At 75.5% G+C, this 26,458-nt stretch carries 27 protein-coding genes and 4 tRNA genes; 17 read left to right on the forward strand and 14 right to left on the reverse strand.

The features are described from left to right. Positions 1-44 precede the first annotated feature (44 nt). From ABT238_RS03970 to ABT238_RS03980, 3 genes are all read right to left on the reverse strand, one after another. Positions 45-836 carry a hypothetical protein gene (locus ABT238_RS03970; RefSeq protein WP_350755454.1) on the reverse strand — a complete coding sequence of 264 codons (792 nt, stop codon included), beginning with the start codon at positions 834-836 and terminating at the stop codon, positions 45-47. Positions 837-1,110: 274 nt separating this feature from the next. Beyond that, a tRNA-Lys gene (locus ABT238_RS03975) sits at positions 1,111-1,183 on the reverse strand. 58 nt (positions 1,184-1,241) lie between these two features. After that, complete coding sequence (locus ABT238_RS03980; RefSeq protein ID WP_350755455.1) at positions 1,242-1,976, reverse strand: nucleotidyltransferase domain-containing protein; 735 nt, start codon at positions 1,974-1,976, stop codon at positions 1,242-1,244. A 109-nt stretch (positions 1,977-2,085) separates the two neighbouring features. Between ABT238_RS03980 and ABT238_RS03985 the strand changes: the two genes are divergently transcribed. From ABT238_RS03985 to ABT238_RS03995, 3 genes are all read left to right on the forward strand, one after another. Continuing rightward, complete coding sequence (locus ABT238_RS03985) at positions 2,086-2,856, forward strand: SDR family oxidoreductase (protein ID WP_350755456.1); 771 nt, start codon at positions 2,086-2,088, stop codon at positions 2,854-2,856. 106 nt (positions 2,857-2,962) lie between these two features. Continuing rightward, complete coding sequence (locus tag ABT238_RS03990) at positions 2,963-3,670, forward strand: tyrosine-protein phosphatase (protein WP_350755457.1); 708 nt, start codon at positions 2,963-2,965, stop codon at positions 3,668-3,670. Between the two features lie 16 nt (positions 3,671-3,686). Further along, a complete protein-coding gene (locus ABT238_RS03995; RefSeq protein WP_350755458.1) occupies positions 3,687-4,697 on the forward strand; it encodes a phosphorothioated DNA-binding restriction endonuclease in 1,011 nt (336 codons plus the stop codon). Positions 4,698-4,711: 14 nt separating this feature from the next. Here ABT238_RS03995 and ABT238_RS04000 read toward each other — a convergent pair whose 3' ends face one another. Continuing rightward, the gene (locus ABT238_RS04000; RefSeq protein WP_350560243.1) at positions 4,712-5,158 is read right to left on the reverse strand and encodes an RICIN domain-containing protein; all 447 of its coding nucleotides are present in this window, start codon (positions 5,156-5,158) and stop codon (positions 4,712-4,714) included. Between the two features lie 135 nt (positions 5,159-5,293). Between ABT238_RS04000 and ABT238_RS04005 the strand changes: the two genes are divergently transcribed. Both ABT238_RS04005 and ABT238_RS04010 read left to right on the forward strand, forming a co-directional pair. Next, a complete protein-coding gene (locus ABT238_RS04005) occupies positions 5,294-6,439 on the forward strand; it encodes a hypothetical protein (RefSeq protein WP_350755459.1) in 1,146 nt (381 codons plus the stop codon). 129 nt (positions 6,440-6,568) lie between these two features. Further along, positions 6,569-6,904: a hypothetical protein gene (locus ABT238_RS04010; RefSeq protein ID WP_350755460.1), complete on the forward strand. Its 336-nt coding sequence runs from the start codon at positions 6,569-6,571 to the stop codon at positions 6,902-6,904. A gap of 89 nt (positions 6,905-6,993) precedes the next feature. Here the strand turns inward: ABT238_RS04010 and ABT238_RS04015 are convergent, their stop codons facing one another. From ABT238_RS04015 to crcB (ABT238_RS04040), 6 genes are all read right to left on the reverse strand, one after another. Then, the gene (locus ABT238_RS04015; RefSeq protein WP_350560249.1) at positions 6,994-7,815 is read right to left on the reverse strand and encodes a TIGR02452 family protein; all 822 of its coding nucleotides are present in this window, start codon (positions 7,813-7,815) and stop codon (positions 6,994-6,996) included. 143 nt (positions 7,816-7,958) lie between these two features. Further along, positions 7,959-10,283 (reverse strand): DEAD/DEAH box helicase, encoded by a 2,325-nt coding sequence (locus ABT238_RS04020; protein WP_350755461.1) that lies wholly within the window; start codon positions 10,281-10,283, stop codon positions 7,959-7,961. 206 nt (positions 10,284-10,489) lie between these two features. Then, a complete protein-coding gene (locus ABT238_RS04025; protein WP_350755462.1) occupies positions 10,490-11,284 on the reverse strand; it encodes a hypothetical protein in 795 nt (264 codons plus the stop codon). Positions 11,285-11,441: 157 nt separating this feature from the next. Next, entirely contained in the window at positions 11,442-11,816 is a 375-nt protein-coding gene (crcB, locus tag ABT238_RS04030) for a fluoride efflux transporter CrcB (RefSeq protein ID WP_350560255.1), read from the reverse strand. After that, on the reverse strand, positions 11,813-12,202 hold the full coding sequence (locus ABT238_RS04035; RefSeq protein ID WP_350560257.1) for a DUF190 domain-containing protein: 390 nt from the start codon (positions 12,200-12,202) through the stop codon (positions 11,813-11,815). Before ABT238_RS04035 ends, crcB (ABT238_RS04030) begins: the two co-directional genes overlap by 4 nt. Next, a complete protein-coding gene (gene crcB, locus ABT238_RS04040; RefSeq protein ID WP_502884118.1) occupies positions 12,199-12,681 on the reverse strand; it encodes a fluoride efflux transporter CrcB in 483 nt (160 codons plus the stop codon). Before crcB (ABT238_RS04040) ends, ABT238_RS04035 begins: the two co-directional genes overlap by 4 nt. 70 nt (positions 12,682-12,751) lie before the next feature. On the opposite strand from crcB (ABT238_RS04040), the gene ABT238_RS04045 reads away from it, so the two are divergent. The 5 genes from ABT238_RS04045 (at position 12,752) to ABT238_RS04065 (ending at position 14,266) form a co-directional block, all read left to right on the forward strand. Beyond that, positions 12,752-13,093 (forward strand): metallopeptidase family protein, encoded by a 342-nt coding sequence (locus tag ABT238_RS04045; protein WP_350547852.1) that lies wholly within the window; start codon positions 12,752-12,754, stop codon positions 13,091-13,093. 102 nt (positions 13,094-13,195) lie between these two features. Further along, positions 13,196-13,268 (forward strand) — tRNA-Glu (locus ABT238_RS04050). A 57-nt stretch (positions 13,269-13,325) separates the two neighbouring features. Further along, a tRNA-Asp gene (locus tag ABT238_RS04055) sits at positions 13,326-13,399 on the forward strand. A gap of 27 nt (positions 13,400-13,426) precedes the next feature. Beyond that, positions 13,427-13,500, forward strand: a tRNA-Phe gene (locus tag ABT238_RS04060). A gap of 220 nt (positions 13,501-13,720) precedes the next feature. Continuing rightward, positions 13,721-14,266: a Uma2 family endonuclease gene (locus ABT238_RS04065; RefSeq protein WP_350755463.1), complete on the forward strand. Its 546-nt coding sequence runs from the start codon at positions 13,721-13,723 to the stop codon at positions 14,264-14,266. Between the two features lie 403 nt (positions 14,267-14,669). Here ABT238_RS04065 and ABT238_RS04070 read toward each other — a convergent pair whose 3' ends face one another. The 4 genes from ABT238_RS04070 to ABT238_RS04085 form a co-directional block, all read right to left on the reverse strand. Continuing rightward, the gene (locus ABT238_RS04070) at positions 14,670-15,605 is read right to left on the reverse strand and encodes a hypothetical protein (RefSeq protein WP_350560259.1); all 936 of its coding nucleotides are present in this window, start codon (positions 15,603-15,605) and stop codon (positions 14,670-14,672) included. Further along, positions 15,602-16,126 carry a SigE family RNA polymerase sigma factor gene (locus ABT238_RS04075; RefSeq protein ID WP_350755464.1) on the reverse strand — a complete coding sequence of 175 codons (525 nt, stop codon included), beginning with the start codon at positions 16,124-16,126 and terminating at the stop codon, positions 15,602-15,604. Before ABT238_RS04075 ends, ABT238_RS04070 begins: the two co-directional genes overlap by 4 nt. A 118-nt stretch (positions 16,127-16,244) precedes the next feature. Continuing rightward, a complete protein-coding gene (locus ABT238_RS04080) occupies positions 16,245-17,591 on the reverse strand; it encodes an FAD-binding oxidoreductase (RefSeq protein WP_350560263.1) in 1,347 nt (448 codons plus the stop codon). Positions 17,592-17,688: 97 nt separating this feature from the next. Continuing rightward, positions 17,689-18,072: a VOC family protein gene (locus ABT238_RS04085; protein WP_350560265.1), complete on the reverse strand. Its 384-nt coding sequence runs from the start codon at positions 18,070-18,072 to the stop codon at positions 17,689-17,691. A gap of 116 nt (positions 18,073-18,188) precedes the next feature. Here ABT238_RS04085 and ABT238_RS04090 point away from each other — a divergent pair, with 116 nt between their 5' ends. From ABT238_RS04090 to ABT238_RS04120, 7 genes are all read left to right on the forward strand, one after another. Beyond that, complete coding sequence (locus tag ABT238_RS04090) at positions 18,189-18,920, forward strand: TetR/AcrR family transcriptional regulator (RefSeq protein ID WP_350755465.1); 732 nt, start codon at positions 18,189-18,191, stop codon at positions 18,918-18,920. 42 nt (positions 18,921-18,962) lie between these two features. Then, the gene (locus ABT238_RS04095; RefSeq protein WP_350560269.1) at positions 18,963-19,397 is read left to right on the forward strand and encodes a GNAT family N-acetyltransferase; all 435 of its coding nucleotides are present in this window, start codon (positions 18,963-18,965) and stop codon (positions 19,395-19,397) included. Between the two features lie 93 nt (positions 19,398-19,490). After that, positions 19,491-20,045: an SRPBCC family protein gene (locus tag ABT238_RS04100; RefSeq protein ID WP_350560271.1), complete on the forward strand. Its 555-nt coding sequence runs from the start codon at positions 19,491-19,493 to the stop codon at positions 20,043-20,045. 104 nt (positions 20,046-20,149) lie between these two features. Beyond that, positions 20,150-21,730 carry a class I adenylate-forming enzyme family protein gene (locus ABT238_RS04105; RefSeq protein WP_350755466.1) on the forward strand — a complete coding sequence of 527 codons (1,581 nt, stop codon included), beginning with the start codon at positions 20,150-20,152 and terminating at the stop codon, positions 21,728-21,730. Continuing rightward, positions 21,727-22,962 (forward strand): FAD-dependent monooxygenase, encoded by a 1,236-nt coding sequence (locus ABT238_RS04110; RefSeq protein ID WP_350560275.1) that lies wholly within the window; start codon positions 21,727-21,729, stop codon positions 22,960-22,962. The genes ABT238_RS04105 and ABT238_RS04110 overlap by 4 nt, the downstream gene beginning before the upstream one ends. Beyond that, the gene (locus ABT238_RS04115) at positions 22,959-25,001 is read left to right on the forward strand and encodes an FAD/NAD(P)-binding protein (RefSeq protein WP_350560277.1); all 2,043 of its coding nucleotides are present in this window, start codon (positions 22,959-22,961) and stop codon (positions 24,999-25,001) included. Before ABT238_RS04110 ends, ABT238_RS04115 begins: the two co-directional genes overlap by 4 nt. Continuing rightward, on the forward strand, positions 24,998-26,413 hold the full coding sequence (locus tag ABT238_RS04120) for a nitrosuccinate lyase (RefSeq protein WP_350560279.1): 1,416 nt from the start codon (positions 24,998-25,000) through the stop codon (positions 26,411-26,413). Before ABT238_RS04115 ends, ABT238_RS04120 begins: the two co-directional genes overlap by 4 nt. Positions 26,414-26,458 lie beyond the last annotated feature (45 nt).

Raw genomic sequence — 26,458 nt, forward strand, 5'->3', positions numbered from 1 at the left:
CTGTCGTGGAGGGTCCTGCCGTCGTCGGCCGTCGTCGGCCGTCGTCATCCCGTCCGGACGACGGTGGCGCTGGTGATGGCACCGTCGGCGACGGTGTAGCTGCCGCGGAAGTGGCGGACCGTCCCGTCCGTCTGGTGGGCCTCCAGCGCGGCGGTGACCTCGTCGCCGTCGACGGCGAGCACGGACACCGTGGTGGAGGCGGTCGCGGAGAAGCCCTCGACGAAGCTGTCGTAGTCGGCGGCGAGGTTGCTCCCGCCGAGCTGCCAGGCGGTCCGGAACGCACCGGTGTTGACCGCCCTGAAGTAGTCGCGCAGCACCGCGTCGGGCCGGGTGGTCGTCGCACTCGCCGTCGCGCTCGCGGTCGCCGTCGCGCTCGCGGTCGCGGTCGCCGTCGCGGAGCCGGACGGCAGCGAGCCGAACCAGGACGAGGACGGCGAGGTCGTGGCCGCGGCCGTCGACAGGCGCGAAACGGACGGCGAGGGCGACGGCGTCCGGGTGGGTGAGGCGCTGCGGGTGGTGGGCGTGGCAACCGTCCGCGAGGCCGTCACCGGCTGCGGCTCCTCCCATCCGCCGCGGTACCCGCCACCGGCGCCCGTGACATAGGGGTCGTCGTAGTCGTCGAAACCCCCGTCGTCCGAGCCGAAGGAGATGCCGCCGTTCAGCCCGAGCAGCAGCAGGAGCACCGCCAGCGAACCCCCCGCGACGGCGAGCACCCACGTGCGGACGTCCCCGGCCGCGGGGAGCAGCGACGGCGGCGGATGGACGGGCCGGGTGGCGCCCCGGGCCCGGACCTGCGCCTCCACCGGGACCGGCGGCCCCGGGATCTTGTCGTTCAACGCGGACCTCCTGTGCGGTCACCGGCGGACTCGGGCGCGATCGCCGGCCGTCCCGCCGCCGGTCACCGCCCCCAGGATCGATCCGACCAGCCGCCCTGCTTCCGCGGCGACAACCGGAACTCTTCCGATCCGCTTCCGATGCGGTCCCGGCCCCCGCCCGACCCGCTCCGGGGCCCGCTCCGACCTCCCGCCCCGACCCCGCACCGGCCCGAACAGGCCCGGCCCGCAACGGAAAGGGCCCGGGCCGGTCTGTGCCGGTCCGGGCCCTCGTCCGTGGGCCGCCAGGGGCTCGAACCCTGAACCTACGGATTAAAAGTCCGCAGCTCTGCCGATTGAGCTAGCGGCCCGTGGCCCGGCCGGGGTGGTGGCGGCGGGCCGCCGCGATCCTACCCGGTGGGGTCGGGCTCACGCGGCCGGTGTCCAGTGGGCGGTGCGCACGCGGCGGAGCCAGGCGTCGGCGGGGCGCTCGTCGGGGCGCTCGGGCAGGACGCCGGGGCGGTCGAGGCGGTCGGCGGCGGCGGTGAGGAGGCGTTCGGCGCGGTCGGGGTCGTCGGCGATGCGCTCGCCGAGCTCGCGGACGCGCTCCGGGTCGGGCAGCCGGACCAGGTTGTGGCCGGCCTCGTGCAGGCGGACGGCCTGGTCGAGCAGCCGGACCAGGTGGCGGGCGTGCTTGGCCGCCCTCGCCCGGGAGGCCGGGTCGGAGGTGTCGCGGGTCCGCAGCTTGCGGAACTGCTGGGTGGCGTAGCCGAGGTAGGCGTTGCGCACGGCCCGGGCGCTGAGGAAGGAGCGGCGGATGCCGATCAGCTCCTCGCCGAGCGGGGTGCGGACCTCGTAGAGGTCGTCGGGCAGCCAGACCAGCTCGGAGGCGGTGGGGTTGCAGCCGAGCGCCAGCCGGCACCACTTGGCGGCCTCGTGCAGGGTGCGGTCCGGGGCGGTGGTGACCTGCGACTCGGCGGGGCGGTGCAGGCCGTGGAAGCGTTCGGTCGGGGCGGCGAACAGGCCGAGCCGGTCGACGTCGGAGCCGGCGTGGGCCAGTCCGTACGCGGTCGAGCCGACGATGCCGGAGAGCAGGACGGTGCCGGGCGGGACGGACACGGGCGGGACGGACACGGGCGGGACGGACACGGGCCGGGCGGACATGGGCCGGGCTCCTCTCCTCGGACGCTCCCGGGGAGTCTGCCCGGCGGGGCGGCGCGGGGCGAACGGATTTCCGGCGGCCGGGGTACGGCGGGCGGGTAGGGTGCGGAGCATGTCGACCGCGAACGGTTCCGAACAGCCCGGCGTCGTCCTGATCACCGGTGCCGGCCGCGGCATCGGCGCCGCCACCGCCCTGCTGGCCGGGCGGCGCGGGTACCGGGTGTGCGTCAACTACCGGGCGGACGAGGCCGCCGCCGCCTCGGTGGCGGAGGCGATCCGGGGCGGCGGCGGCACCGCGCTCGCCGTCCGCGCGGACGTCACCCGCAGCGCCGAGGTGGCCCGGCTGTTCGACACCGTCGACGCCGAACTCGGGCCGCTCACCGCCCTGGTGAACAACGCGGGCACGCTGGAGCGGCAGGGCCGGCTGGAGGACATCGACGAGGAGCGGCTGAACCGGATCTGGGCCGCCAACATCACCGGCCCGTTCCTGTGCGCCGCGCAGGCCGTGCGCCGGATGTCCACCCGGCACGGCGGGCGCGGCGGCGCCATCGTCAACGTCTCCTCGGCGGCCTCCCGGCTCGGCTCGCCCAACGAGTACGTGGACTACGCGGCGGCCAAGGGGGCCGTCGACTCGATGACCCGCGGGCTGGCCCTGGAGGTCGCGGCCGAGGGCGTCCGGGTCAACGCCGTGCGCCCCGGCCTGATCCACACCGGCATCCACGCCCTGGGCGGCGAGCCCGGCCGGGTCGACCGGGTCGCGCCGGACCTGCCGATGCGCCGCGGCGGGCAGCCCGAGGAGGTCGCGGAGGCGATCCTCTTCCTGCTGTCGCCGGCCTCCTCGTACACCACGGGCGCCTTCCTGGACGTCTCCGGCGGACGGTGACGGGCAGGCCGTCCGGCGCCTGGAGGTGAAGTCGGCTTCAGGTCAAGATCGGAAAGGCGGATCCTCTCCTTCCCCTGGCGCGGTCCGCGCCCATACCGTGGTGGCCATGACCGACGACGTGCAGTCCGCCTTCATCGACATCCCCGGGGTGCGCAACTTCCGTGACGCCGGGGGCGTCGGCGCGCTCCGCCGGGGCGTCCTGTTCCGCTCCGGCTCCCTCCACGAGCTCGCCCCCGAGGGTGCCCTGCGCCTCAAGGCCCTCGGCCTGCGCACCGTGATCGACCTGCGCAGCCGGTTCGAGCTGGACGTCTGGCCGGACCTGCGGCACGACCTCGACCACGAGACGTTCAGCCTCCCCACCCTGCCCGCGAACCGGGAGGACGCCGAGCACCCCTGGCCGGAGGACCAGGCCACGCTCTACCCGTTCATGGCCGCCACCGCCGGCCCGTCGCTGGTCGCCGCGATCCGCCGTCTCGGCGCCCCCGGCACCCTGTCGGCCGTCGTCCACTGCGCCGTCGGCAAGGACCGCACCGGCCTCACCATCGCCGTCGTCCAGTCCCTGCTGGGCGCCTCCGAGGCCGACATCACCGCCGACTACCTGCTCTCCAACACCGGCCTGGGCCTGCTGGACGGCCCCACCCCGTACACCGACGAAACCGGCGCCGAGCGGATCTCCCGGCCGGTCTCGGCGGAACTGCTCGCCTCCTCCTTCGCCTGGATCCACGACCGTCACGGCTCCCTCCCCGCCTACCTGCACGCCCACGGCGCCACCGACGCCGACCTCGACGCCCTCCGGGCCAACCTGTCGGCCTAGGGCGGAGGACGCGGCGATGAGACGGGGGGAACTGCTCGCCGCCCTGGGCCGGCTCCGGCAGGCGAACACCGGCGGGGTGCGGGCCCCGCACAAGCCGCTGCTGCTGCTCTGGCTGCTGGGCCGGCACGCCCGGCTGGGCACCAGCGCCGTCCCGTACCCGGAGGCCGAGGAGCCGGTCAGCCGGCTGATCAACGACTTCGGGCCGGCCGTCGGCCCGGCGACGGCCGCGCAGCGGGCGGCGATGCCGTTCGTCCACCTGGAGCGGAGCCTCTGGTCGCTGTGCGACGCCGCCGGGCGCGAGCTCGGCACGGCGGACGTCCAGGGAAGCGGCGCGGCGCTGCGCCGGGTGGGCGCGGTGGGGCGGCTGCGGCCCGAGGTCGAGCGGCTGCTCACCGAGGACCCGTCGGCCGGGCCGGTGGCCGTCCGGCTGCTGCTCGACCGGCACTTCACGCCCAGTCTGGAGGCGGCGATCTGCGAGGAGGCGGACGTCGCCCTGCCGGACCTGGACGTCGGCGATCTGGACGTCCCCGGGCCGGACAGCGGAGCAGCCGACGACGAAGCATCGGACACCGCCGCGGCGGACGGCGCGGCGCGGGAGCCGGCCTTCCGGCTGGTCCGCCGGCGGGTGCGGGCCGCCGGGTTCGCCGCCGACGTGCTGCGGGCGTTCGACCACGCCTGCGCGTTCTGCGGGTACGACGGCCGGCTCGGCCGCCACCCGGTCGGCGTCGAGGCCGCGCACATCCAGTGGCACAGCCAGGGCGGCCCCGACGTCCTCGCCAACGCCTTCGCGCTCTGCTCGCTGCACCACGCCCTGTTCGACTTCGGCGTGCTCGGCGTGACGGAGGACCGCACCGTGCGGATCTCCCCGCACTTCCGGACCGACTCCCCCGCCGGCCGGGCCGTCCGGGCGCTGCGCGACCGCCCGGTGCCGCTCCCGCACGGCCGGCCGGCCGCGCCGCGCGCCCACGCCTTCCTGCGCTGGCACGACCGGTCGGTGTTCAAGCACGAGGGGCACCCGCTGGGCTGAGCGGCGGCCCGGGACTACTGCCGTTCCAGGTGCCACCACTGGGTCGGGGAGTCGGTGTCCTCCCACTGGTGGACCGGGGCGGTGGGGTCGGCGGGGGCGGTGAGCGGCTTGCCGCTGACGAAGCTGGTGAGGGTGCAGGTGCCGGGGGCGTCGACGTGGTGCTCGACCAGCCACTCCTGGGCGCCGAAGGCGTTGGCGGACCACTGCTGGACGGGCACGCCGTCGTCGGTCGCGGCGCCGGTGACGTCCAGGCGCTTGCCGCCGGCGACGTTCTCGACGTGGAACAGCGCGCCGCCCGGGTGGACGGCGGTCAGCCGCCAGAGCTGGGCGTCCGAGCCGTCCTCGGCTCCGAGCAGCACCTTCACGCCGCTGCGGCGGCTGCCGCCGGGGACCTCCAGCAGCAGGCCGGTGGCGACGTTGCGGATCCGGTAGAGGCCGTCGGTGATCTCGTGGTCGGTCACCGGGCGAGTCTCCCACCCGGGACCGACAGCCCGGGACCGACCGCCGGGGACCGAGCGCCAGGGGCCGCGCACCACGGACCGCTCGCCGGGGACCGGCAGCCGCCCCCCGGACGGCGGGCGCCTATGCTGCGGCGAATGGTGTTCGACCCTCACTCCACGCAGGACGGCCGCCCCGGCGGGCCGTCGGACAGTCAGCAGTCCGCCCTCACCGGGGCGGTGGGCGCCCTGGAGCACGCCGTGGCCGGCCTGGCGGACGGCGGGGACGGCGCCGGCGAGCGCTTCGACGCGGCGCTGCGCCGGCTGGGCGGGCACCTCGGGCCCGCCGGGGAGGCGGAGTCGGCGGCGGTCGGCCCCCGGCTGGCGGCGCTGCTGCCGGACACCCCGCTGTTCCCCCGCGCCCATCTGGCGATGATGACCGGCGCCTGCGTGGAGCGCGGCGCCGACCCGGAGGCCTGCGCCGACGGGGTGCTCGCCGGCCTGCGCGAGGCCCTGACCGGCGCGCTGCTGCTGCTCGACCGGTGGGCGGAGAGCGGCGGGGACGCCCTGCCGGACCCCGACGGGGACGACCCCGGCGCGGCCCACGCCCGGCTCGTCGAAGACGGGCGCACGGACCCCTGGCGCGCCCACCGGGCGGTGGCCGGCTGGTGGACGCTCGGCCTGTGGCAGCGCGCCGCGTTCGCGCTCTGCACGCACGCCGCGGTGCGCCGGGCGGCCCGCGCCGACGGGGTGGCGGACGTCCTCACCGAACTGATCGACCGCTACCGCGAACGCTCCGAACTGCACGACCTCAAGGGCCTGCGGTACCTGGCCGCGACCCTCGACGACGAGCCGCTGCTCGTCCTGCACCGCCCGAGCGGCACCGGCTACCTGCTCCGGATGGACGGCCTGACCGACAACTTCCAGCTGCACACGCTGCTCGCCGAGGCACTGATCGGCGGCGGCCACCTGCCCGGCACCCGCCCCGACCCGGAGGTGGTCGCGCTCAGCCGCACCCGGTGGCTGGACGGGCGCCGGTTCATCGCGACCGGCGCCTTCAACCTGGTCGCGCCGGACGGCGGCTGGATCTGGAACGAGGGCATGCCGGAGTCCATCCCGGTGGTGGACGGCGTGCGGACACTCGTGCTGGACCCGCAGCCGTACGAGCGGAGCTGGGCGGCCGGACGGTTCGTCGAGCAGGTCCCCGGCGACCTGCGGCTGGAGCGGGTCCTGGCGCCGGAGGAGGCCTCGGCCCGGCTCGCGGCCGTCGCGCCGGCGCTGCCCTTCGAGCAGGCGACGCGGTAGGGCGGGCGACGCGGTAGGGCGGACGGCGGTTCCGGGGCCGTGGAGGCGGCGGGTTATCGTCGGGAGTCCGAGGAGTCCCGAGAACCTGCCGCGGATCCGCACCGGATCCGCCGAGGAGTGGAGTCGACGATGGCGAGGATCCCGAACGCGCTCGCGAGCACCGCACCGGCCGCGCTGACCGCGGCGGGCGGTCTGGTCGGCGGCTACGGCGTCGCCCGGTGGACCGGGAAGCGGCAGCTCGGCGGCGCGGTGCTGGCCGTGGCCGGCGCCGGCGCCGGCGCGCAGTGGCACCGGCGTTCGGGCGCGCCCGCGGCGGCCGCGCTGACCGGCCTGTACGTGGCGGCCTTCGGCGGCTCGCACCCGCTGGCGAAGAAGATCGGCGCCTGGCCGGCGGTCTTCGCCGTCACCGGGGTGGTGACGGCCGCCTCGGCGCTCACCTCGGTGCTGGTCACCCGCAAGGGCTGAGCCCCGCGCACAGGGCGCACAGGGCCCTGTGCGCCGGCCCCGCGCACAGGCCCCCCGTGCACAGGCTCCGCGCGCGCCGGGCGGTGGCCCTACCCGCCGAACCGGGCCTCGAAGGCGGCCCGGTTCGGCGAGACCGGCGTCCGGTCCCAGACCGCGAAGACCACCCGGTCGAAGGCCGCGCCGTGGCGGGCCAGCGCGTACTCGAAGGCCTCCGCGACCTCGGCCGGGTCGTTGCGGAACACCCCGCAGCCCCACGCCCCGAGCACCAGCGCGCGCACCCCGTGCCGGGCCGCCGTCGCGAGCACCCGCTCGGCCCGCTCGGCGAGCACGCCCCGGACGTCCACGCCCCCGGGGGTGCGCAGGGTCAGCTGGCCCGCGTTCGGCGCGGGCGAGGTCAGGAACGTCACGCCGTAGGGCCGCGCCAGCAGCCCGCCGTCCTCGCCCCGGACCACCGGCACCCCGGGCGAGACGATCACCCGGTGGCCGTACCGGAGGTCGGTGGAGGCCCGGTGCGCCTCGTAGTAGTCCGGTGCCTCCAGCAGGCAGGTGTACAGCAGGGCGCTGCGGCAGAGGTCCTCCTCCTGGGCGCGGGCGCCGCGCAGGTAGCCGCCGCCGGGGTTGCGCGCGGAGGCGAAGTTGAGCACCCCGACCGTCCCGGCGCCCGCCTCGACCAGCCGGCGGGCTGCCTGAATGCTCCCCTCGGCCGTCACCTCGACGGGGCCCGCCGTCGGACCGGGCCCGCCCGCCGCGACCAGGGCGTCCAGCGCGGCCGGGCCGTAGGACACCGTGCCGGCCCGCGCCGCCGCCAGCTGTTCGGCCACCTCGACGAGTTCGCCCCCGGTCGCGCGATAGCTCCCCCGTTCGGCGATGCCCTCGTTCACCGTCGCCACATCACGCAGTCTGCTGCTCATGCCGCCGACCGTAGGCGACGGCGGGCGCGCCGCGCCACTGGTTATTCTCGGTTGTAGAACAACAGCGTCGGCGCCAACGGCGACGGGCCCGCCCCACCGAAGTGGAACGGGCCCGTCGCGGGTGCGTCAGGTGCTAAGCGGCGTCAGTTCTTCCAACGCGGCTTGCGGTCGTCGCGGTTGAAGCCGGAGTTGAAGCCACCGGAGCGGCCACCGCGGTCGTCACGGTCCCGGTTGAAGCCACCGGACTGCGGACGGCCGCCGGAGCGGTGGTCGTCGCGGCGGGCGAACGGACGGTTGTTGCTGCCGCCGCGCTCGTCACGGTCCCGGCCGAAGGAACGGTCGCGGTCGCCGAAGGAACGGGCCGGACGGTCGCCGAAGGAACGGCCACCGCGGTCGTCACGGTCCCGGTTGAAGCCACCGCGGTCACGGTCACCGAAGGAACGGCCACCACGGTCGTCACGGTCCCGGTTGAAGCCACCGCGGTCACGGTCACCGAAGGAACGGCCACCACGGTCGTCACGGTCCCGGTTGAAACCACCGCGGTCACGGTCACCGAAGGAACGGCCACCACGGTCGTCACGGTCCCGGTTGAAACCACCGCGGTCACGGTCACCGAACGAGCGGCCACCACGGTCGTCACGGTCCCGGCCGAAGGAACGGCCACCGCGGTCACGGTCACCGAACGAGCGGCCACCACGGTCGTCACGGTCCCGGCCGAAGGAACGGCCACCGCGGTCGTCGCGGTCCCGGTTGAAGGAGCGGCCACCGCGGTCGTCACGGTCGCGGTTGAACGACGGGCGCTCGGTGCGCGCCTCGCGGTACGACGGCGCGCGCTCCTCGGCCACCGGGGCGGCCGGCTCGGCGGCGGCCACCGGGGCGGCGGCCTCGTCGGCGGCGGCACCCTCGGTCTCGGCCTCGGCGGCCGGGGCCTCGTCCTCGATGCCCAGCTCGGCCCGCTCGCGCGCGGCACGCGCGGTCAGGCGGTCGGCCTCGTCGCGCAGCTCGGCGGCGCGGCGCTGGGCGCGCTCCAGCTGGCGGGTCATGTCGGCGACCTCGCGCTCGGCGGCGCCGGCGATGTTGGCCGCGCTCTCCGCCTGGACCTCGACCAGCGAGCGGGCGCCGGTGATCCGGGCCACCTCGGCGTCGAAGGCGTGGTCCAGGATGTGGCGGCTGGCCTCGACGCCCGCGTCCTCCATCAGGCGGAAGACGCCGCGGCGCTGGTGCGGCAGCACCAGGGTGACGACGGTGCCGGAGCGGCCGGCGCGGGCGGTACGGCCCGAGCGGTGCAGGTAGTCCTTGTGGTCGCCGGCCGGGTCGACGTTGAGCACCAGGTCGATGCCGTCGACGTGGATGCCGCGCGCGGCGACGTCGGTGGCGACGACGACGTTGACGTAGCCGTCCTTGAAGTCGCCGAGCACCCGGGTGCGGGCGCCCTGGGTCATGCCGCCGTGCAGCGCGTCGGCCTTCACACCGGCCTCGACCAGCTGCTCGGCGACGCGGTCGGCGCCCATCTGGGTGCGGACGAAGATGATCGTGCGGCCCTTGCGGGCGGCGATCGCGTTGGTGATCGGCGCCTTGTCCTTGGGCTTCACCACGAGGATGTGGTGGGTCATGGTGGTGACGGCGCCGGCCGACGGGTCGACCTCGTGGGTGACCGGGCTGTTCAGGTAGCGCTTCACCAGGGTGTCGATCTCGTTCTCCAGGGTGGCGGAGAACAGCAGGCGCTGGCCGCCGGCCGGCACCTGGTCGAGGATCTCGGTGACCTCGGGCAGGAAGCCCATGTCGGCCATCTGGTCGGCCTCGTCGAGGACGGCGACCTGGACGTCGTCCAGCTTGGCCGAGCCGCGGTTGATCAGGTCGCGCAGGCGGCCCGGGGTGGCGACCAGGACGTCGACGCCGCGCTCCAGCGCGTAGATCTGGTTCGACATCGAGGTGCCGCCGCAGACCACCTTGAGGCGCTGGCCGAGGACCGAGCCGAACGGCTCCAGGGCGTCGGCGACCTGCATGGCCAGCTCGCGGGTCGGGACCAGGATCAGGCCGCGCGGGTGCTTGGCGCGGGTGCGCTCGCCGTCGGCGAGGCGGGTCAGCAGCGGCAGGCCGAAGCTGAGGGTCTTGCCGGAGCCGGTGCGCCCGCGGCCCAGCACGTCCTTGCCGGCCAGGGCGTCCGGGATGGTCGCGGCCTGGATCGGGAACGGGGTGGTGACGCCGCGCTTGGCGAGGGCGCGGACGACCTCGTCCGGCAGGCCCAGGTCGCCGAACGTGATGGTCGGCTCGGCGTCGGCGGCCTCGTCGGCGTCGGTGGAGTCCTCGACGGACTCGGCCGACTCGACGGTGTCGGTGTCGGTGTCCTCGACGGCGTCGACGGCGGCGATCAGCTCGGCGTCGGCCTCGGCGGGAACGGTGGTGGTGGCATCGGCGGCGGACTCGCTCGCGGGCATGGCGAAGCGGGCGTCGTCAACGAGAGACATGCAAAACCTTCCGGAAGTGGCACGCGCCAAAGTCCGGGGTTCTGTTTCACAACCGCCTCTATGCGGTCAGCCACGGATCGCCGGAACGCGCCAAGGGCGCCAGATGGGAGTAGGGCGCCAGTCAAATGGATCAAACGAACGATCTACCACCATAGACGACCCTCGGGATCGGAGGCAAACGCGCTGGCCAGGCTGGGGATCGGCGCTCAGTGGCCACTCGGCGCCCCCGGGCTGGAGGGCACCGTGGCGCTCGGGGCGGGGGTCGGCTCCGGCGCCGTGGTGGCGGTCGGGGCGGGCGTGGTGTGGCCGGGCTCCGAGGAGGGGCGCCCGGTGGGGCTGGCCGCCGGGGCGGCCGTCGTCGTGCCGCCGGAACCCGTACCGCCGCCCCCGGTGGACCCGGCACCGCCCGAGGGGCCGCCGGGGCCGCCCGTACCGCCACCGCCCGCCGCACCCCCGCCCGGGCCGCCCGAGCCGCCCGTGGCGGCGCCCCCGGTGCCCGGACGGGGCGCGGGGCTGGCGTTCGCGCCCCCCGCACTGCCGGGCGCGCCGGGCGCGGCCTCGCCGGGGGCCTCCGCCGCCACGGGCTCCGCGCCGGTGGGCGCGCCGTTCACCCCGCCCGCCCCGTTGCCGCCGCCCGCGCCCACCGCGCCGTTCGCGCCACCGGCCGCCTCACCGCGGGCCGCGTTCAGCCCGCCGGTCGACGCGCCCTGGGCCTGCACGCCCGCCGCCCGGGGCTCCGAGCGCCCGGCCGCACCCCCCTGGTGCGCCCCGCCGCTCGGCGAGGCCGACGCGGTCGCCCCCGGCCTGGTCGGCGTCCCGGCCTGGCCGACCGGCACCGTGCCGTGCTTCTCGTCCGCACCCGGCCCGACCGACATGCAGCCGGTCAGCCCCAGCCCCGCCACCGCCAGAACCGCCGCGCCGCGCAGCACCGCGCTGCGGACCACCGCCGTTTCGCGCTCCGTCACCGCACGCACCACCCGCACCGCACGCATCGCCGCCACCGAGTCCCTCTCCTGCACCCGCCCCGCCCGGGCCGCCCACCCACCGCGCACGGCCACCCTTGCGGGTGTCCAACGGCCGCCGGGGGCGCGCGGACACGGGTGGGGCACCGGAAGCACCCGGACGGGCACCGGACCGCCGCGCCCGGCCCGGCCGCGCTCAGCCCCAGAGCGCCGCGGCCAGCTCCGCGCCCGCGTACACCGCCGCCAGGCCCGCCGCGACGCTGCCGGCCGCGTTCGCCACCGCGTACCGCCCGGCCCCGCCCTGCGCCAGCCGCAGCGTCTCGTACGAGAAGGTCGAGTACGTGGTCAGCGCCCCGCACAGCCCGGTCCCGAGCAGCAGCTGGACCTGCGAGGACGCGGCCCCGGCCGCCACCGCCCCGGTCACCAGCCCGAGGACCAGGCAGCCGGACACGTTCACCACGAAGGTCCCCCACGGGAACACCGAGTCGTGCCGGAACTGCACCGCCCGGTCGGTCAGGTACCGCAACGGCGCGCCGACCACCGCGCCGGCCACCACCAGCAGCCAGTTCACGCCCCGCCCTCCCCCGCCGCCGCGCCGCCGCCGGCCGGGCGCCCGGCGTACCGGACCACCTCGCACCGCTCCAGGGTCACCAGCCCCTCCACCGCCAGCTCCTCCAGCTCGGGCAGGAACGCCCGCACCCGCTCCTCGGTGTCCACGACCACCACCGCCACCGGCAGGTCCTCGCTCAGCGACAGCAGCCGCGCCGTGTGCACCATCGAGGACGCGCCGAACCCCTCGACCCCCCGGAACACGCTCGCCCCGGCCAGCCCGGCCGCCCGCGCCCGGTGCACGATCTCGCTGTACAGCGGGCGGTGGCGGCAGCGGTCGTTCTCGCCGACCAGCACGGTCAGCCGCAGCGCCGGACCGCCCGGCCGGGGCTCCGCCGCACCCGTCACACCGGCCTCCCGGCCCCGCGCACCAGCAGACGGCGCGTCACCGCGGCCGCCGCCCAGACCGCCGCCATCGCCGCCACGAGGGTGAGCCCCAGATACGCCACGGCCGGCCCCGGCCGCCCCTCCACCAGCAGCCGGCGGACGTCCACCGCGTACGTCGAGAAGGTCGTGAAGCCGCCCAGCACGCCGGTGCCGAAGAACGGCCGCAGCAGCGGACGGGCCGGCCGGCCCTCGGTGACCACCACCAGGAAGACCCCGATCACGGCGCACCCCACCACGTTCACCAGCAGCGTCGTCCACGGGAACGCCGACGGCCCGGTCGTCCAGACCAGGCCCGCGCCGTACCGGGCGGTCGCCCCCAGCGCCCCGCCCGCGGCCACCACCGCCACCGCCGGCCCCTGCCCGCGCAGCACCGGCGGCCGTCGCCGCCGCCGCGCGCCGGCCGCCGCGCCGTCCGCCACCAGGTCCTCCGAGGTCGCCACAGACCCATGAAACACCGCCCCCGACCGCCTGGCACGCCGTCACCGCAGACCCGACAATGAACCGGTGGAGATGACCCGGGAAGAGTTCGAGGTACTGGTCGCGGACGCGCTCGACCGGATCCCGCCGCAGCTCGCGGCGATGATGGACAACGTCGCCGTCTTCGTCGAGGACGAGCCCGACCCCGCCGACCCCGAGCTGCTCGGCCTCTACGAGGGCACCCCGCTCACCGAGCGCGGCGAGTGGTACGCGGGCGTCCTGCCGGACCGGATCATCGTCTACCGCGGCCCGACCCTGCGCCTGTGCGAGGACCGCGAGCAGGTCGTCGAGGAGGTCCGCACCACGGTCATCCACGAGGTCGCCCACCACTTCGGCTTCGACGACCACGAGCTCGACGAACTGGGCTGGTCCTGACCCCCGCCGCCCGCCCGGCCGAAACCCGTTTTGGCGTTCGGCCCCGCATCCCATATGCTTCTCGACGTCCCCGAACGCTGGAAACAGCCGGACAGGCCGCAAGCCCTCATCGTCTAGTGGCCCAGGACGCCGCCCTTTCAAGGCGGTAGCACGGGTTCGAATCCCGTTGGGGGCACGCAGTACCGTAGTAAAGTGCATGACCGAAAGACCCTGAAGTGGTTCGCCACTCCGAGGTCCCGTGGAGCAGTTGGTTAGCTCGCCACCCTGTCAAGGTGGAGGTCGCGGGTTCAAGTCCCGTCGGGATCGCTCGTCTCGCAAGAGACGGTGCAGTACGGCCAGGTAGCTCAGTTGGTACGAGCGTCCGCCTGAAAAGCGGAAGGTCGCCGGTTCGACCCCGGCCCTGGCCACATCGCCTGACCAGGCACGATGCCCTCGAAGCAGCTCGCTTCGGGGGCATTTTCATGCCGTTTGACGCCAACGGCACGGCGGTCAGCTGCGGGAACGAGCGAGGCCCCCGCAACGGCCCGAGGAGCGGGGTCCACGGCGAGCATCGTGCAGGAGCGCTGTCGGTCCCGGCGCCGGACTACTCTGAGGATGTTGCCCGGCACACCCCAGGAGACACCGCGCATGAACCCGGAGCACTTCGCACTCCTCGAAGAAGCCCGCCGGAGCCTGCCCGACGGATTCAAGGTGGAGATCTCGGGCGACACCATCGTCATGATGGTCAGCCCCTCGGGCATCCACCAGCGGAACCTGCTGCTGGTCCGCCGCCAGTTCGACAGGCACGCCCCGGTCGAACTGCTGCCGAGCGAGAACACCGACCTGGTGTCGCCCAAGGTCGGTACGAGCCGTAACCCGGACCTGACCTACCTTCCGAGCGAGGCCTTGGAGACGTCCGACAACCAGGTCCCGTCCGAGCTCGCCGCCGTCGCCGTCGAACTGGTATCCCCCTCGAACCCGGAGAACGACTGGGTGGGGAAGGTCCGCGACTACCCGTTGATGGGCATCCCGTTGTACCTGCTGGTCGACGCCCGGCAGAAGACCGTCACCCTGTTCAGTCGGCCCGACGGTACGAAGTACCACCGCCGCGAGGACATCGAGTTCGGCGAGACGCTGCACATCCCCGAACCGTTCGGCTTCGATCTGGTCACGAGCGACCTGCTGCCGTACTGACCTGCGCCGGATCGCGTTCCGCGCCACCGATTGACGCCAACGCTGACGCCAACCGGTCAGGACGACGGCGCCCGACAGCGACCTTCCACGGACGGCAGAGGTGCCCACGCCGGGGCATTCCCCTGCCCCGGCGTGGCCTGAAAAGCGGAAGGTCGCCGGTTCGACCCCGGCCCTGGCCACAGGAGCCCGAAAAGGCACGATGCCCTCGAAGCAGTTCGCTTCGGGGGCGTTTTCGTGTCCGCCGACGCCAACGGCACGGCGGACGGCCGGCTGCCGGTCCCGGCCGGGCTCGCCGCGGGTCGCCGTCGGGCCGGTCTCCCCCGCGAACCCGGAGACCGCGCCGGAGAAGGCCCCGGAGAGCGAACTCTCCGGGGCCTTCTCCGTGTCACCGGGCCGGTGGGGGTCAGCTGTCCAGCCACTTCCCGTCGGTGGCGATCAGCGAGCCGTCGGCGGCGTAGAGGCGCAGCTCGGCCGGGATGCCGCGCTTGGCGACGGCGATCCAGCGCGCCTCGGAGTCGCCCAGGGCGAGGACGGCGGGCTCGGCGGTGACGCCGTCGGTCCACCGCACCTCGGCGCGGGCGACGTCCGGCTGCACCAGTCCGGCCTGGGCCTTGGGGACGTGGAACAGCGGGTCGGCCTCGCCGTTCTTGGCCTGGCGGCCCAGCCAGACCTTGCCGAAGCGGTCCCCCGACCCGCCGTAGGTGAGGCCCACCGGGGCGCCCGGCGGGGCGATCAGGGCCTCCGCGGGCGTCGCCAGCCGCTTGCCGTCCAGGACGTAGTAGAAGACCACGTGGTCCGCGTCCGGCGTCCCGTACTGGTTGACGTACTCCTCGGTCGGCGCGGGCCAGGGGTAGCCCGCGGCGGCGTCCTCCGCCCAGATCAGCCGGGCCTGCTCGTGGATCCGCTCCTTGCCCGGGGCGGGCCACAGGGCCGCCCAGACGCTCCACGGCTTGCCGTCCTCGGTGCCCGTGAGCACCTGGATCCGGGTCGGCACGAGCGGGTCGCGGGGGCCCTGGGCCCCGGCCGGGGCGGCGCCCGGGACCAGGACGGCCGAGACGTCGGCGGAGGAGACCGCCACCGCCGCGCCGCCGGCCGCCGGACCGCCGGGCCCCACCCCGCCGTTCACCGCCGCGACGCCGCCCGCCACGGCGACCAGGGCCAGCGCCAGCGCGCCGCCCAGGGAGGCCCGCCGCCGGACCACCCGCCGCCGGCCGCCGGCCAGCACCGCCGCGTACGGCGCCGGTCCCGTCTCCACCGTTCCCGCCAGCCCGGACAGCGCCCGGGTCACCTCCTCCTCGCCCTCGACCGCCGCTTCCACGGATGTCCCGTCGTGGTTCATGCCGCATCTCCGATGCTCGTCCTGGTGATGAGTGAGGAGAGTTCGCGCAGCTTGGCGATGCCCTTCGACGCCTGGCTCTTGACCGTGCCCACCGAGCAGCCCATCGCGGCGGCGGCCTGGGTCTCGCTCAGGTCCTCCCAGTAGCGCAGCACCACCGCCTGGCGCTGCCCGGGCGGCAGCGTGCCGAGTGCCTCCAGCAGGGCGGCCCGGTCGTCCAGCCGCGCGAAGCCGTCCGGGCCGGACCGCTCCGGCACGGCGGTGACCAGCTGTTCCGGCACCCGGCGGCGCCGGAAGCGGCGGGCGTGCTCGTTGACCACGATCCGGCGCACGTAGGCGTACGGGTCGTCGGCCCGGGTGACCCGCCCCCAGGCGGCGTAGGTCCGTTCCAGCGCGGTCTGCACCACGTCCTCCGCCAGGTAGCGGTCCCCGGTCAGCAGGAACGCCGTGCGGATCAGCCGTGGCCAGGCACCGGTCACGAACGCGTTGAACTCCGCGTCCCGCTCGGCCTTCTTGGCTCCCATGAGTACCTCCTCGCCCCACCAGAGCCCGCGTCGGCCGCGAACCGTTGCCGGGAACGCCGGCGGCCGGCCCCGGAGGACCGGCCGAACGGGCAGGGCCGCAGGTCAGGAGGCCATGCAATCAGGAGGCGGGCGGGATGTTGAAGTTGAGCCGGAACAGGTTCCCCGGGTCGTACACCGCCTTGAGCTCCGCCAGCCGCCGGTGCACCGGCTCCGGGTAGGCGGTGCGCACGGTGGCCGGGCCGGCGTCGTCCAGGCCGAAGAAGTTGGCCAGCGCCCCTCCGGTGGACCACGGCCGCAGGCGCTCGTGCAGGGCGGCGTGCGCGGCGCGCAGCTCCTCCAGCCCGACCGGGCCGATCATCGCGGTGGAGAAGGCGAGGTACTCGGCGTCCCGGCCGCCGACCGCGTTCGGCACGGCCGGCTCGCGCGAGTACGCGCCGCCCTGCAGCCGGAACTCGACGATCAGCGGGCTGCCGGCGTCCGGCCCGGCGAGCTCCAGGACGGCGTCCGCGGTGGCCGGGGTGAACTCCCGCAGCGCGCTGTTGCGGTCGTACGCGGGGTGCGCGAACGGCGGCTCGTGGTGGATCGTGCCGGCCTCGGTGAAGGGCAGCTCCCGGACGGTGTCCAGCAGCGGGGTGCCGAGCGCGCGCAGCGGCCGCACCCACTCCTCGCCCTCCCCCGCCGCACCGCTCCAGGCGACCCGCAGGACGGCGGCGTACCGGCCGCGGATCGGCTCGGGGACGGCGTCCAGGTCGGGGTAGCGGATCAGCTGGGCGGAGGTGGCCAGCGCCTCGGGGACGGTCCGGCTCCACGCCGCCCAGCCGTGCAGCGCGGCGGCCGCGGAACCGGCGGGGAAGTAGAGGCCGCCGCCGTACAGGCCGGTGCAGGGGACGAGGTCGATCTCCATCTCGGTGACGATCCCGAAGTTGTCCTTGCCGCCGCGCAGCGCCCAGAACAGCTCGGGCTCGGTGTCCGGCGTCGCGGTGCGGTGCCGGCCGTCGGCGGTGACCACCTCCAGACGGCGCACGTGGTCGGCGGCGAAGCCGTGCCGGCGGCCGAGCAGGCCGATGCCGCCGCCGAGGGTGTAGCCGACCGCGCCGACGTCCGGGTTGGAGCCGCTGAGCGGGGCGAGGCCGTGCGCGGCGGCGGCGGCGATCACCTCGCGCCAGCGGACGCCGGCCCGGACGGTGGCGGTGCGGGCGGCCGGGTCGACGGTGACGCCGTCCAGGCCGGAGGTGTCGACCACCAGCTGGCCGTCGGTGGGCACGGAGATGCCGTGGCCGGTGGCCCGGACGGCGACGGCGAGGCCCTGCGCGGCGGCGTACCGGACGGCCGCGGAGACGTCCCCCGGGTCGGCGGCGGACACCACCAGGGCCGGGTGGTGGTCCAGCGCGAGGTTGTAGCCGGTCCGTCGGGCGTCGTAGTCGGCGTCTCCCGGCCGGTGCACCGGCCCCTTGGTCTCGATCATGCCGGGAGGCTAACCCGCTCGGGGGCGGAGCAATCCCGTCCGCATCCGGTCTCTGTCAGGTTCCCCATCAAGGGAGTTGACTTTCCGTCAGTCCGGCTCACCGGCTGTCGGCGGAGGCGCGGGTCATGATCTCCAGGTTGTGGCCGCTCGGGTCCTCGAAGTAGGCGCCGCGGCCGCCGAACCAGTCGTTGACCCGGCCGGGGTGACGGTGGAACGGGTCGGCCCAGTAGGTGAGCCCGCGCTCCTCGACGCGGCCGAGGATGGCGTCGAACTCCTCGTCGCCGACCAGGAAGGCGTAGTGCCCGGTGGGGACCGGTCCGCCGACTCGCATGACGTCCAGGGCGACGTCGTTGGAGAGCCGGACGACCAGGAAGGGCTCGCTGCGCACCGGGGCGGCGAGGCCCAGGACCTCGGTGAGGAAGCGGGCGGTCTCCTCGTCGTCCCGCGCCGGGACGATCGTGTGGTTCAGCTGAACGGCCATGGAACGCTTCCCTCCTGGGGCTTCCGGACGTCTGTCGAGCGTAGGACTTCAAGTCCGCTTCACGTCAACTGTGTCGTAAACTACACGATGTAGTGCACTGCAAGGAGGGCTTTTCCGTGACCGACCAGACCACCCCGCCGGCCACGGCCGCCCCCGCCTCCCCGGCCCCCGACCCCGTCTCCGGCGCCGGATCCGCCCCCGCCCCCGCCCCCGCCCCCGGCGCCGCCCAGCGCGGCATGCCGGAGAAGCGGGTGGCGATCACCCGCGCCGCGCGCACCGTGTTCGGCCGCGAGGGCTTCACCCGCACCAGCGTGGACGCCATCGCCGCCGAGGCAGGCGTCTCCAAGCGGACCATCTACAACCACTTCGCCGACAAGGAACAGCTGTTCCAGTCGGTGGTCCTGGAGGGCGCCACCGCCGTGGCCGCCACCCAGGCCAGGATCGCCGACCGCCATCTGCGCAAGATCGTCGACCTGCGCACCGACCTCGTCGACTTCGGCCTGGAGCGGGTCGACTCGCTCACCACCTTCGCCGAGCACTGGGCACTGGTGCGCACCATCGAGGCCGAGGCGCTGCACATCCGCCCGGCGCTGCTGGAGGCCTGGCAGGAGGCCGGCCCGCGGGAGACCCACCGGGTGCTGACCCACTGGATGACCGAGTTCGCCGAGCGCGGGCTGCTGGTGGTGCCGGACCCGGCGGAGGCCGCCCGGATGCTCAACCTGCTGACCTTCCTCGCCGTCGCCCAGCCCACCTTCTACGGCGCGCTCCCGATGCCCACCGAGCGGATCGCCGAGGTCGTGGGCAACGGTGTGACCGCCTTCCTCGCGGTGTACGGCGCCGAGCGGTAGCCTTCGCCCTCGCGTCACCACGACCGCCAGGGGGAACGGGACATGGAGCTGACCGTCGTCGACGTCGGGCCGGACGAACCCGCGCTGCACCGGGACGTCGCCCCGCTGATCCGGGCGCTTCGCCCGGCGCTCGGGACGGAGGGATTCGCCGCCTTCGCCGCCGAGGCGCACGCCCAGGGGCTGGTGTTCACCGCCGCGTACGACGAGCGGGGCCGCTGCCTGGCGGTGGCCACCCACCGGGTGCTGACCACCAGCCGGGGGCGGCTGTTCTTCGTCGAGGACCTGGTGACCGCGCCGCCGGCCCGCTCGGCGGGGATCGGCGGGCGCCTCCTCGGCGTGCTCCGGGAGCGGGCCCGGGCGGCGGGCTGCGTGCGGATCGAGCTGGACTCGGGGACGGCCAACCACGGCGCGCACCGCTTCTACCACGCGCACCGGATGGCGGTCACCGCCCTGCACTTCGGCCTGGAACTGAAGTAGGTCCTCGCTCTTCCGTCAGGTCCGCGGCCGGACTTGACGGACCCGGCGGCCGGGCTTTGACCCTCCCGCGCGCCGCCGCCCAGGATTCCGACCATGGGAGACATCGGAGAAAGCCCCGCAGAAACCGCGCCCCTTTTCCGTTCCCGGGCCGAGGTCCGGATTTCCGCCGCCCCGGCCGAGGTCTATTCCGTGGTCAGCGACCTCACCCGCAGCGGCGAGTGGAGCCCGGAGTGCCAGGGCGGCACCTGGGTGTCCGGCGAACCGTCCGCGGTCGGCTCGGTGTTCCGCGGCGAGAACCTGCGCAGCCCGGACGTGGTCGCCTGGGCGCCGGTGGTCCGCGGCACCTGGTTCACCCACGCCGAGGTGGTCGCGGCCGAGCCGGGACGCACCTTCCGCTGGGCCATGCGGGACAGCGGGGGGCGGGCCCAGGAGAGCGTCTGGGCCTTCGACGTCACGGCCGCGGACGACGGCGGCAGCGTGCTGGTGCACCACTTCCGGATGGACGCCGCCACCGAGGGCATCCGCGGCATCACCGCCGGGATGGACCCGGACGCGAAGCGCCGGTTCTTCGCCGAGTGGGGCGAGAAGGTCGCGGCCGACCTCGCCGTCACCCTGGAGCGGATCAAGCGGGTCGTCGAGAAGGGCTGAGGAACCACGAGCCCCCCCTGCGAAGAAATCCCGGAAAACCCCTGAGAACCCTTGCACCCCCCTGAAAGCACAGCGACCCCCAACCCCACCGAGAGGGCGGAACGGTGCTCCTTCAGCGCATAGCCAACCGGGGAATCCGACTGGGCACGCTCTTCGAGCGGGCCGCCGTCCGGAACGGCGCGAACGTGGTGATCCTCGACCACGACCTCGACATCGCCCCCGAGCTGGGCCGGCGGGCCACCGTCGCCGAGCTCGCCGACCTGGTCGACGACCACGCCTCCCGGCTCTGGGCGGCCGGGGTCCGCCCGGGCCGCCGGCTGGTGGTCCACAAGTCGAACAGCTTCGACATCACCCTGCTCGCCTGCGCCGCCGCCCGGATCGGCGCCGTCCCGGTGCTGCTCTCGCCCCAGCTGGACGGCGCGACCGTCGCCGAGCTGGTGCGCCGCACCGGCGAGCCGTTCCTGGTCACCGACGCCGCCAAGCTCGCCAAGGAGCTGCCGCCGGAGGTCTTCGACCTCGCGGGCGGCGTCCTGCTGGCCTCCGGCGAACACCCCGGCGCCGTCGCCCTGGCCTCGCTGGCCGGCACGCCGCGGGTCACCCCGGTCACCGCGGCCCCCGACCACCCGACCCTGATCACCCACACCTCCGGCACCACCGGCACGCCCAAGCTCGCGGTGCACACCGGCCGCACCCTGGAGGCCCGTTACCGCCCGCAGGCGACCGTGCTGCGCCCGCTCGTCCCCGGGCGGGAGACCATCGCGATCCACGTCTCCTTCGTGCACTCCCGGCTGGTGACCGCCCTGGCCATCTCGCTGTTCCGCGGCTTCCCGATCCTGGTGCTGGCGCACTCCGGGCCCGCGCACGTCGCCGCGCTGTTCGCCCGGCTGCGCCCCGGGATCCTGGAGGCGCACCCCAACTCCTTCATGGAGTGGGAGGAGTTGGCGAAGGACCCGCGCCGCCCGCTGGCCAACGTCAAGCTGTTCTCCTCCACCTTCGACGCGATCCACCCGCGCACCGTGCGGACCATGCTGGGCGCCTCCGCGCGGCGCGCCCCGGTCTTCGGCCAGCTGTACGGGCAGAGCGAGGTCGGCCCGGCGGTGGTGCGGTCGTTCTCCCGGCGGCGCGGAGAGGACGCCGACGGCCGCTGCGTCGGCATGCCGTTCCCCGGCTTCACCGACGTCCGGGTGGTGAGCCGCAACGGCGAGCCCCCGTCGGCGGCCAACCCGGGGTACATCGAGGTCCGCAGCGACGGCCGGATCGTCACCTACCTCGGCGAACAGCACCGCTACGACCGGCAGGTCCAGGACGGCTGGTGGCGGATGGGCGACGTCGGCTACCGCACCCGGTGGGGCTGTGTGCACCTGCTGGACCGGGAGGTCGACCTCATCGAGGGCTTCGGCTCCACGCTGGCCGCCGAGGACACCCTGTTCGCCCGCCTCGCCGAACTCGCCGAGGTGGTGATCGTGCCCGGCCCGGACGGGCGGCCGGTCCCGGTCGTCTGCACCAAGGACGACCGCCCGCTCGACCCGGCCGCCTGGCGGGCCGCCGCGGCGGGCCTGCCGCCGATGGCCGACCCGGTGCAGTGGCGGCTGGGCGAACTCCCGGCCACCGCCACCACCAAGATCAAACGGCTGGAGCTGGCCCGCCGGCTGGCGTCCGCCGGGGACGACGGGCCGCTGCGGTGAGCGGACGCCGCGACGCACCCGCGACCGTGCTGGTGGCCGGCGGCGGGATCGGCGGACTGGCCGCCGCGCTGGCCCTGGCCCGGGCCGGCCACCGGGCGGTGGTCCTGGAGCGGGCCCCGGAGTTCGCCGAGATCGGCGCGGGCATCCAGATCGCGCCGAACGGCATCCTCGCCCTGGAGCGGCTCGGCCTCGGCGACGCGGTCCGGGCCGCCGGGGTGCACATGGCCGAACTGCGCTTCATGGACGGCGTCACCGGCGAGCACGTCACCAGCCTGACGCTCACCGAGCGCTACCGGCAGCGGTTCGGCAACCCCTACGTGGTGGTGCACCGGGCCGAGCTGCACGGGCTGCTGCTGCGCGCCTGCCGGGCCGAGCGGCGGATCGAGCTGCGCGCCGCCACCGCCGTCACCGGCTACCGGCAGGACGCCGCGGGCGTCACCGCGCTGCTCGCGGACGGCGGGGCGGTGACCGGTGACGCGCTGGTCGGCGCGGACGGCATCCACTCGGCGGTCCGCGCGCAGTTGCTCGGCGACGGCGCGCCGCGGATCTCCGGCATCACCGTCTACCGGGCGGTGATCCCGATGGACCTCGTCCCCGAGGAGCTGCGGCCGACCACCTCGGTGACCTGGTGGACCGGCCCGCACTGCCACTTCGTCCACTACCCGATCGCCGGCGGGGCCCACCTCAACCTGGCCGCCTCCCGGGACAACGGTGCCACCGAGGCGCTCGCCAACGTCCCGGTCACCGGGGAGACCGTCGCGGAGCAGCTGGCGGGCCTGACCGCGCCGGCCGCCCGGCGGCTGCTGGCGCTCGGCGAGGGGTGGCGCTCCTGGGTGCTGGTGGACCGCGACCCGGTCCGGCGGTGGACCGACGACCGGGTGGTGCTGCTCGGCGACGCCGCGCACCCGATGCTGCACTACGCGGCGCAGGGAGCCTGCCAGGCGCTGGAGGACGCCGTGCTGCTCGGCGAGCTGACCGACGGCACCGGCGCGCTCGCCGGGGCGTTCGCCTCGTTCGCCGCCGAACGGCGCGCCCGCACCGCGGCCGTGCAGCGCGCGGCCCGGGAATCGATCAGGCTCTGGCACCCGGCGGGCGAGGCCGCCGAGGCCCGCAACCGGATGCTGCGCGGGCTCTCCGAGGGCGAGCTGCACGAGCGAGTGGCCTGGATGCACGGGGTCAAGACCTTTTCATCATCAGATCACCACAACTACGATAACGAGCCGTGGGCATGATCGATCGTCATCTCCAGATCTGCGTCATCGGCGCGGGTCCGCGCGGCCTCTCGGTACTGGAACGACTCTGCGCCAACGAACGAACCAGGCCCGCCGGGGCCACCGTCACCGTGCACGTGGTGGACCCGGCGGCCCCCGGCGCGGGCCGGGTCTGGCGCACCGACCAGTCCCGGCACCTCCTGATGAACACGGTGGCCTCCCAGATCACCGTGTACACCGACGACAGCGTACGGATCGAGGGCCCGGTGGAACCCGGCCCGAGCCTGTACGAATGGGCCACGTCCCTTGCCCGTGAGGGCAGTTCTCCGGACCGTCCGGACCGCCACGACGACCAGACCCTGGCCGAGGCCGCCGACCTGGGCCCGAACACCTATCCGACCCGCGCCTTCTACGGGCAGTACCTGCACGACGCCTTCCGGGCCGTGGTCGCCGCCGCCCCGCCCACCGTGACCGTCCGGGTGCACCGCTCCCGGGCGGTCGCGATGGCCGACGCGCACGGCTTCCCCGGCGGCCCGCAGGGCGTCCGGCTGGAGAACGGCACCCGGCTGAACCGGCTGGACGCCATCGTGCTCGCCCAGGGCCACGTCCCCGCCCGGCTCACCCCGCGCGAGGCGCGCACCGCCAGCCTGGCCCGGATCCACCACCTCGACTACGTCACCCCCGCCAACCCCGCCGACGTGCACGTCACCACCAGACCGGGCCAGGCCGTCCTGCTGCGCGGCCTGGGCCTCAACTTCTTCGACCACATGGCGCTGTTCACGCTCGGCCGGGGCGGCCACTTCGCGAGGGTGGACGGCGCCCTGGTCTACCACCCCTCCGGCACCGAGCCGAAGCTCTACGCCACCTCCCGGCGCGGCATCCCGTACCACGCGCGCGGCGAGAACGAGAAGGGCGCGTACGGGCGCCACCTGCCGCGGCTGCTCACCGCCGAGGTGGTCGCCGCGCTGCGCGAACGCGCCCGCCGGGGCGAGCCGGTGCGCTTCGCCACCGACCTCTGGCCGCTGGTCTCCCGCGAGGTGGAGGCCGTCTACTACGGCGCGCTGCTGGCCGCCAAGGCCCGCGGCGCCGAGCGGGCGGACTTCACCGACCGGTTCCTGACCGCCGAGGACCCGCAGGCGGTGCTCGACGCGTACGGCCTCCCGCAGGACGAGCGGTGGAGCTGGGAGCGGCTCTCCCGCCCGTACGCCGGGCGGGAGTTCACCGACCGCGCGGACTTCCGCGGCTGGCTGCTCGACCACCTGCGCCGGGACGTCGCCGAGGCCCGGGCCGGCAACCTCAGCGGCCCGCTGAAGGCCGCCCTGGACGTGCTGCGCGACCTGCGCAACGAGATCCGGCTGGCGGTCGACCACGGCGGCATCGACGGCGCCTCCTACCGGGACGACCTGGACGGCTGGTACACCCCGCTGAACGCCTTCCTGTCCATCGGCCCGCCGGTCGAGCGGATCGAGCAGCTGATCGCGCTGATCGAGGCCGGCGTGCTCGAACTCCTCGGTCCCGGCACCGAGATCCGGATCGACCCGGTCGACCCGGCGTTCACCGCGCACTCCACCGCCGTGCCCGGCCCGCCGGTCCGGGCCTCGGTCCTGGTCGAGGCCCGGTTGCCCGAGCCCGACCTGCGCCGCACCGAGGACCCGCTGCTGCGCCACCTGCTGGACACCGAGCAGTGCGCCCCCTACCGGATCCCCGGCGGGCACGGCGGCGGCTACCAGACCGGCGGCCTGGCCGTCACCGAGCGGCCCTACCGGCTGCTGGACGCGCGCGGCCGGGCCCACCCGCGCCGCTTCGCGTACGGCGTGCCGACCGAGTCCGTGCACTGGGTGACCGCCGCCGGCATCCGCCCCGGCGTCGACTCGGTCACCCTGGGCGACTCCGACGCCATCGCCCGCGCGGTGCTGGCGCTCTCCCCGGCCCCCGAGTGGCCGGCGGCCCCCCTGGCGCCGCGCGCCGGCACCGCCGGGACGGCCGGGACGTTCCCGGTGGGAGGGACGGACGGAACCGACCGGACCGACGAGACCGAACCGAGAGGCGTCGTCGTATGACCGACCAGCACCCCGCAGCGGCCGGGGCGGACACCGACTCCGGGCTGCTCTCGCCCGTACGGGCCGGCACCCCGGTCGAGGCGGCCGTGGCCGACCGCGCCTGGCTGCAGGCCATGCTGGACGCCGAGGCCGCGCTGGCCCGCGCCCAGGCCGGGCTCGGCACGGTGCCCCCCGCCGCGGCCGCCGCGATCACCCGGGCCGCCCGCGCCGAGCACTTCGACGCCCGCGCCCTCGCACTGGCCTCCCGGGAGACCGCCAACCCGGTGGTCGGTCTGGTCCAGGCGCTGGCCGCGGTGGTGGCCGCCGAGGACCCGGCCGCCGCCGAGTACGTGCACCGCGGCTCGACCAGCCAGGACATCCTCGACACCGGCGCGATGCTGGTCGCCGCCCGGGCGCTGCGGCTGGTCCGCGCCGACCTGGAACGCACCGCCCGCGCGCTCGCCGCCCTGGCCGCCGATCACCGGGACACCGTGCTGCCCGGCCGCACCCTGGCCCTCCAGGCGGTGCCCACCACCTTCGGCCTCAAGGCGGCCGGCTGGCGGCAGCTGGTGCTGGACGCCGACCGCCGGCTCGCCGCCGTGCTCGCGGACGGGCTGCCGGTCTCGCTCGGCGGCGCCGCCGGCACCCTGGCCGGCTACCTGGAGTACGCCCGGCTGGACGGGCCCGACCCGCGGGCCGACGCCGGCGCCTACCTGGACCGGCTGGTGGACGCCTTCGCGGCGGAGACCGGACTGGCCCGCCCGGCGCTGCCCTGGCACGCGCTGCGCACCCCGATGGCCGACCTGGCCGCCGCGCTGGCCTTCACCGCCGGCGCGCTCGGCAAGATCGCGGTGGACGTGCAGGCGCTGACCCGCACCGAGGTCGGCGAGGTGGTCGAGCCGGCCGCCGCCGGGCGCGGCGCCTCCTCCGCGATGCCGCACAAGCGCAACCCGGTGCTGTCCACCCTGCTGCGCAGCGCCGCGCTCCAGGTGCCGGTGCTCGCGGCCGGGCTGACCCAGTGCCTGGTCACCGAGGACGAGCGCTCCGGCGGCGCCTGGCACGCCGAGTGGCTGCTGCTGCGCGAGTGCCTGCGGCTGGCCGGCGGCGCCGCGCACACCTCGGTGGAGCTGGCCGAGGGCCTGCTGGTCCGCCCGGAGCGGATGCGGGCCAACCTGGAGCTGACCGGCGGGCAGCTGGTCTCCGAGCGGATCGCCGCCCGGCTGGCGCCCGAGCTCGGCAAGGCGGTGGCCAAGCAGCTGCTGACCGAGGTCTCGCTGACCGCCGACCGGGAGGGCCGGCCGCTGGCCGAGGTGCTCGGCGAACAGCCGGAGCTGGCCGGGCACTTCACCCCGCAGGAGGTCGCCGGCCTGTGCGACCCGGCCGGGTACACCGGCGCGGCCGGCGCCCTGGTGGACCGGGCGCTGCGGGCCTGATCCGGGGCTTCCGGGTCCCGGGGGCTCGCCGCCTCCGGGACCCGG

The sequence above is a fragment of the Kitasatospora sp. NPDC001527 genome (assembly GCF_040298605.1).
GTDB lineage: Bacteria > Actinomycetota > Actinomycetes > Streptomycetales > Streptomycetaceae > Kitasatospora.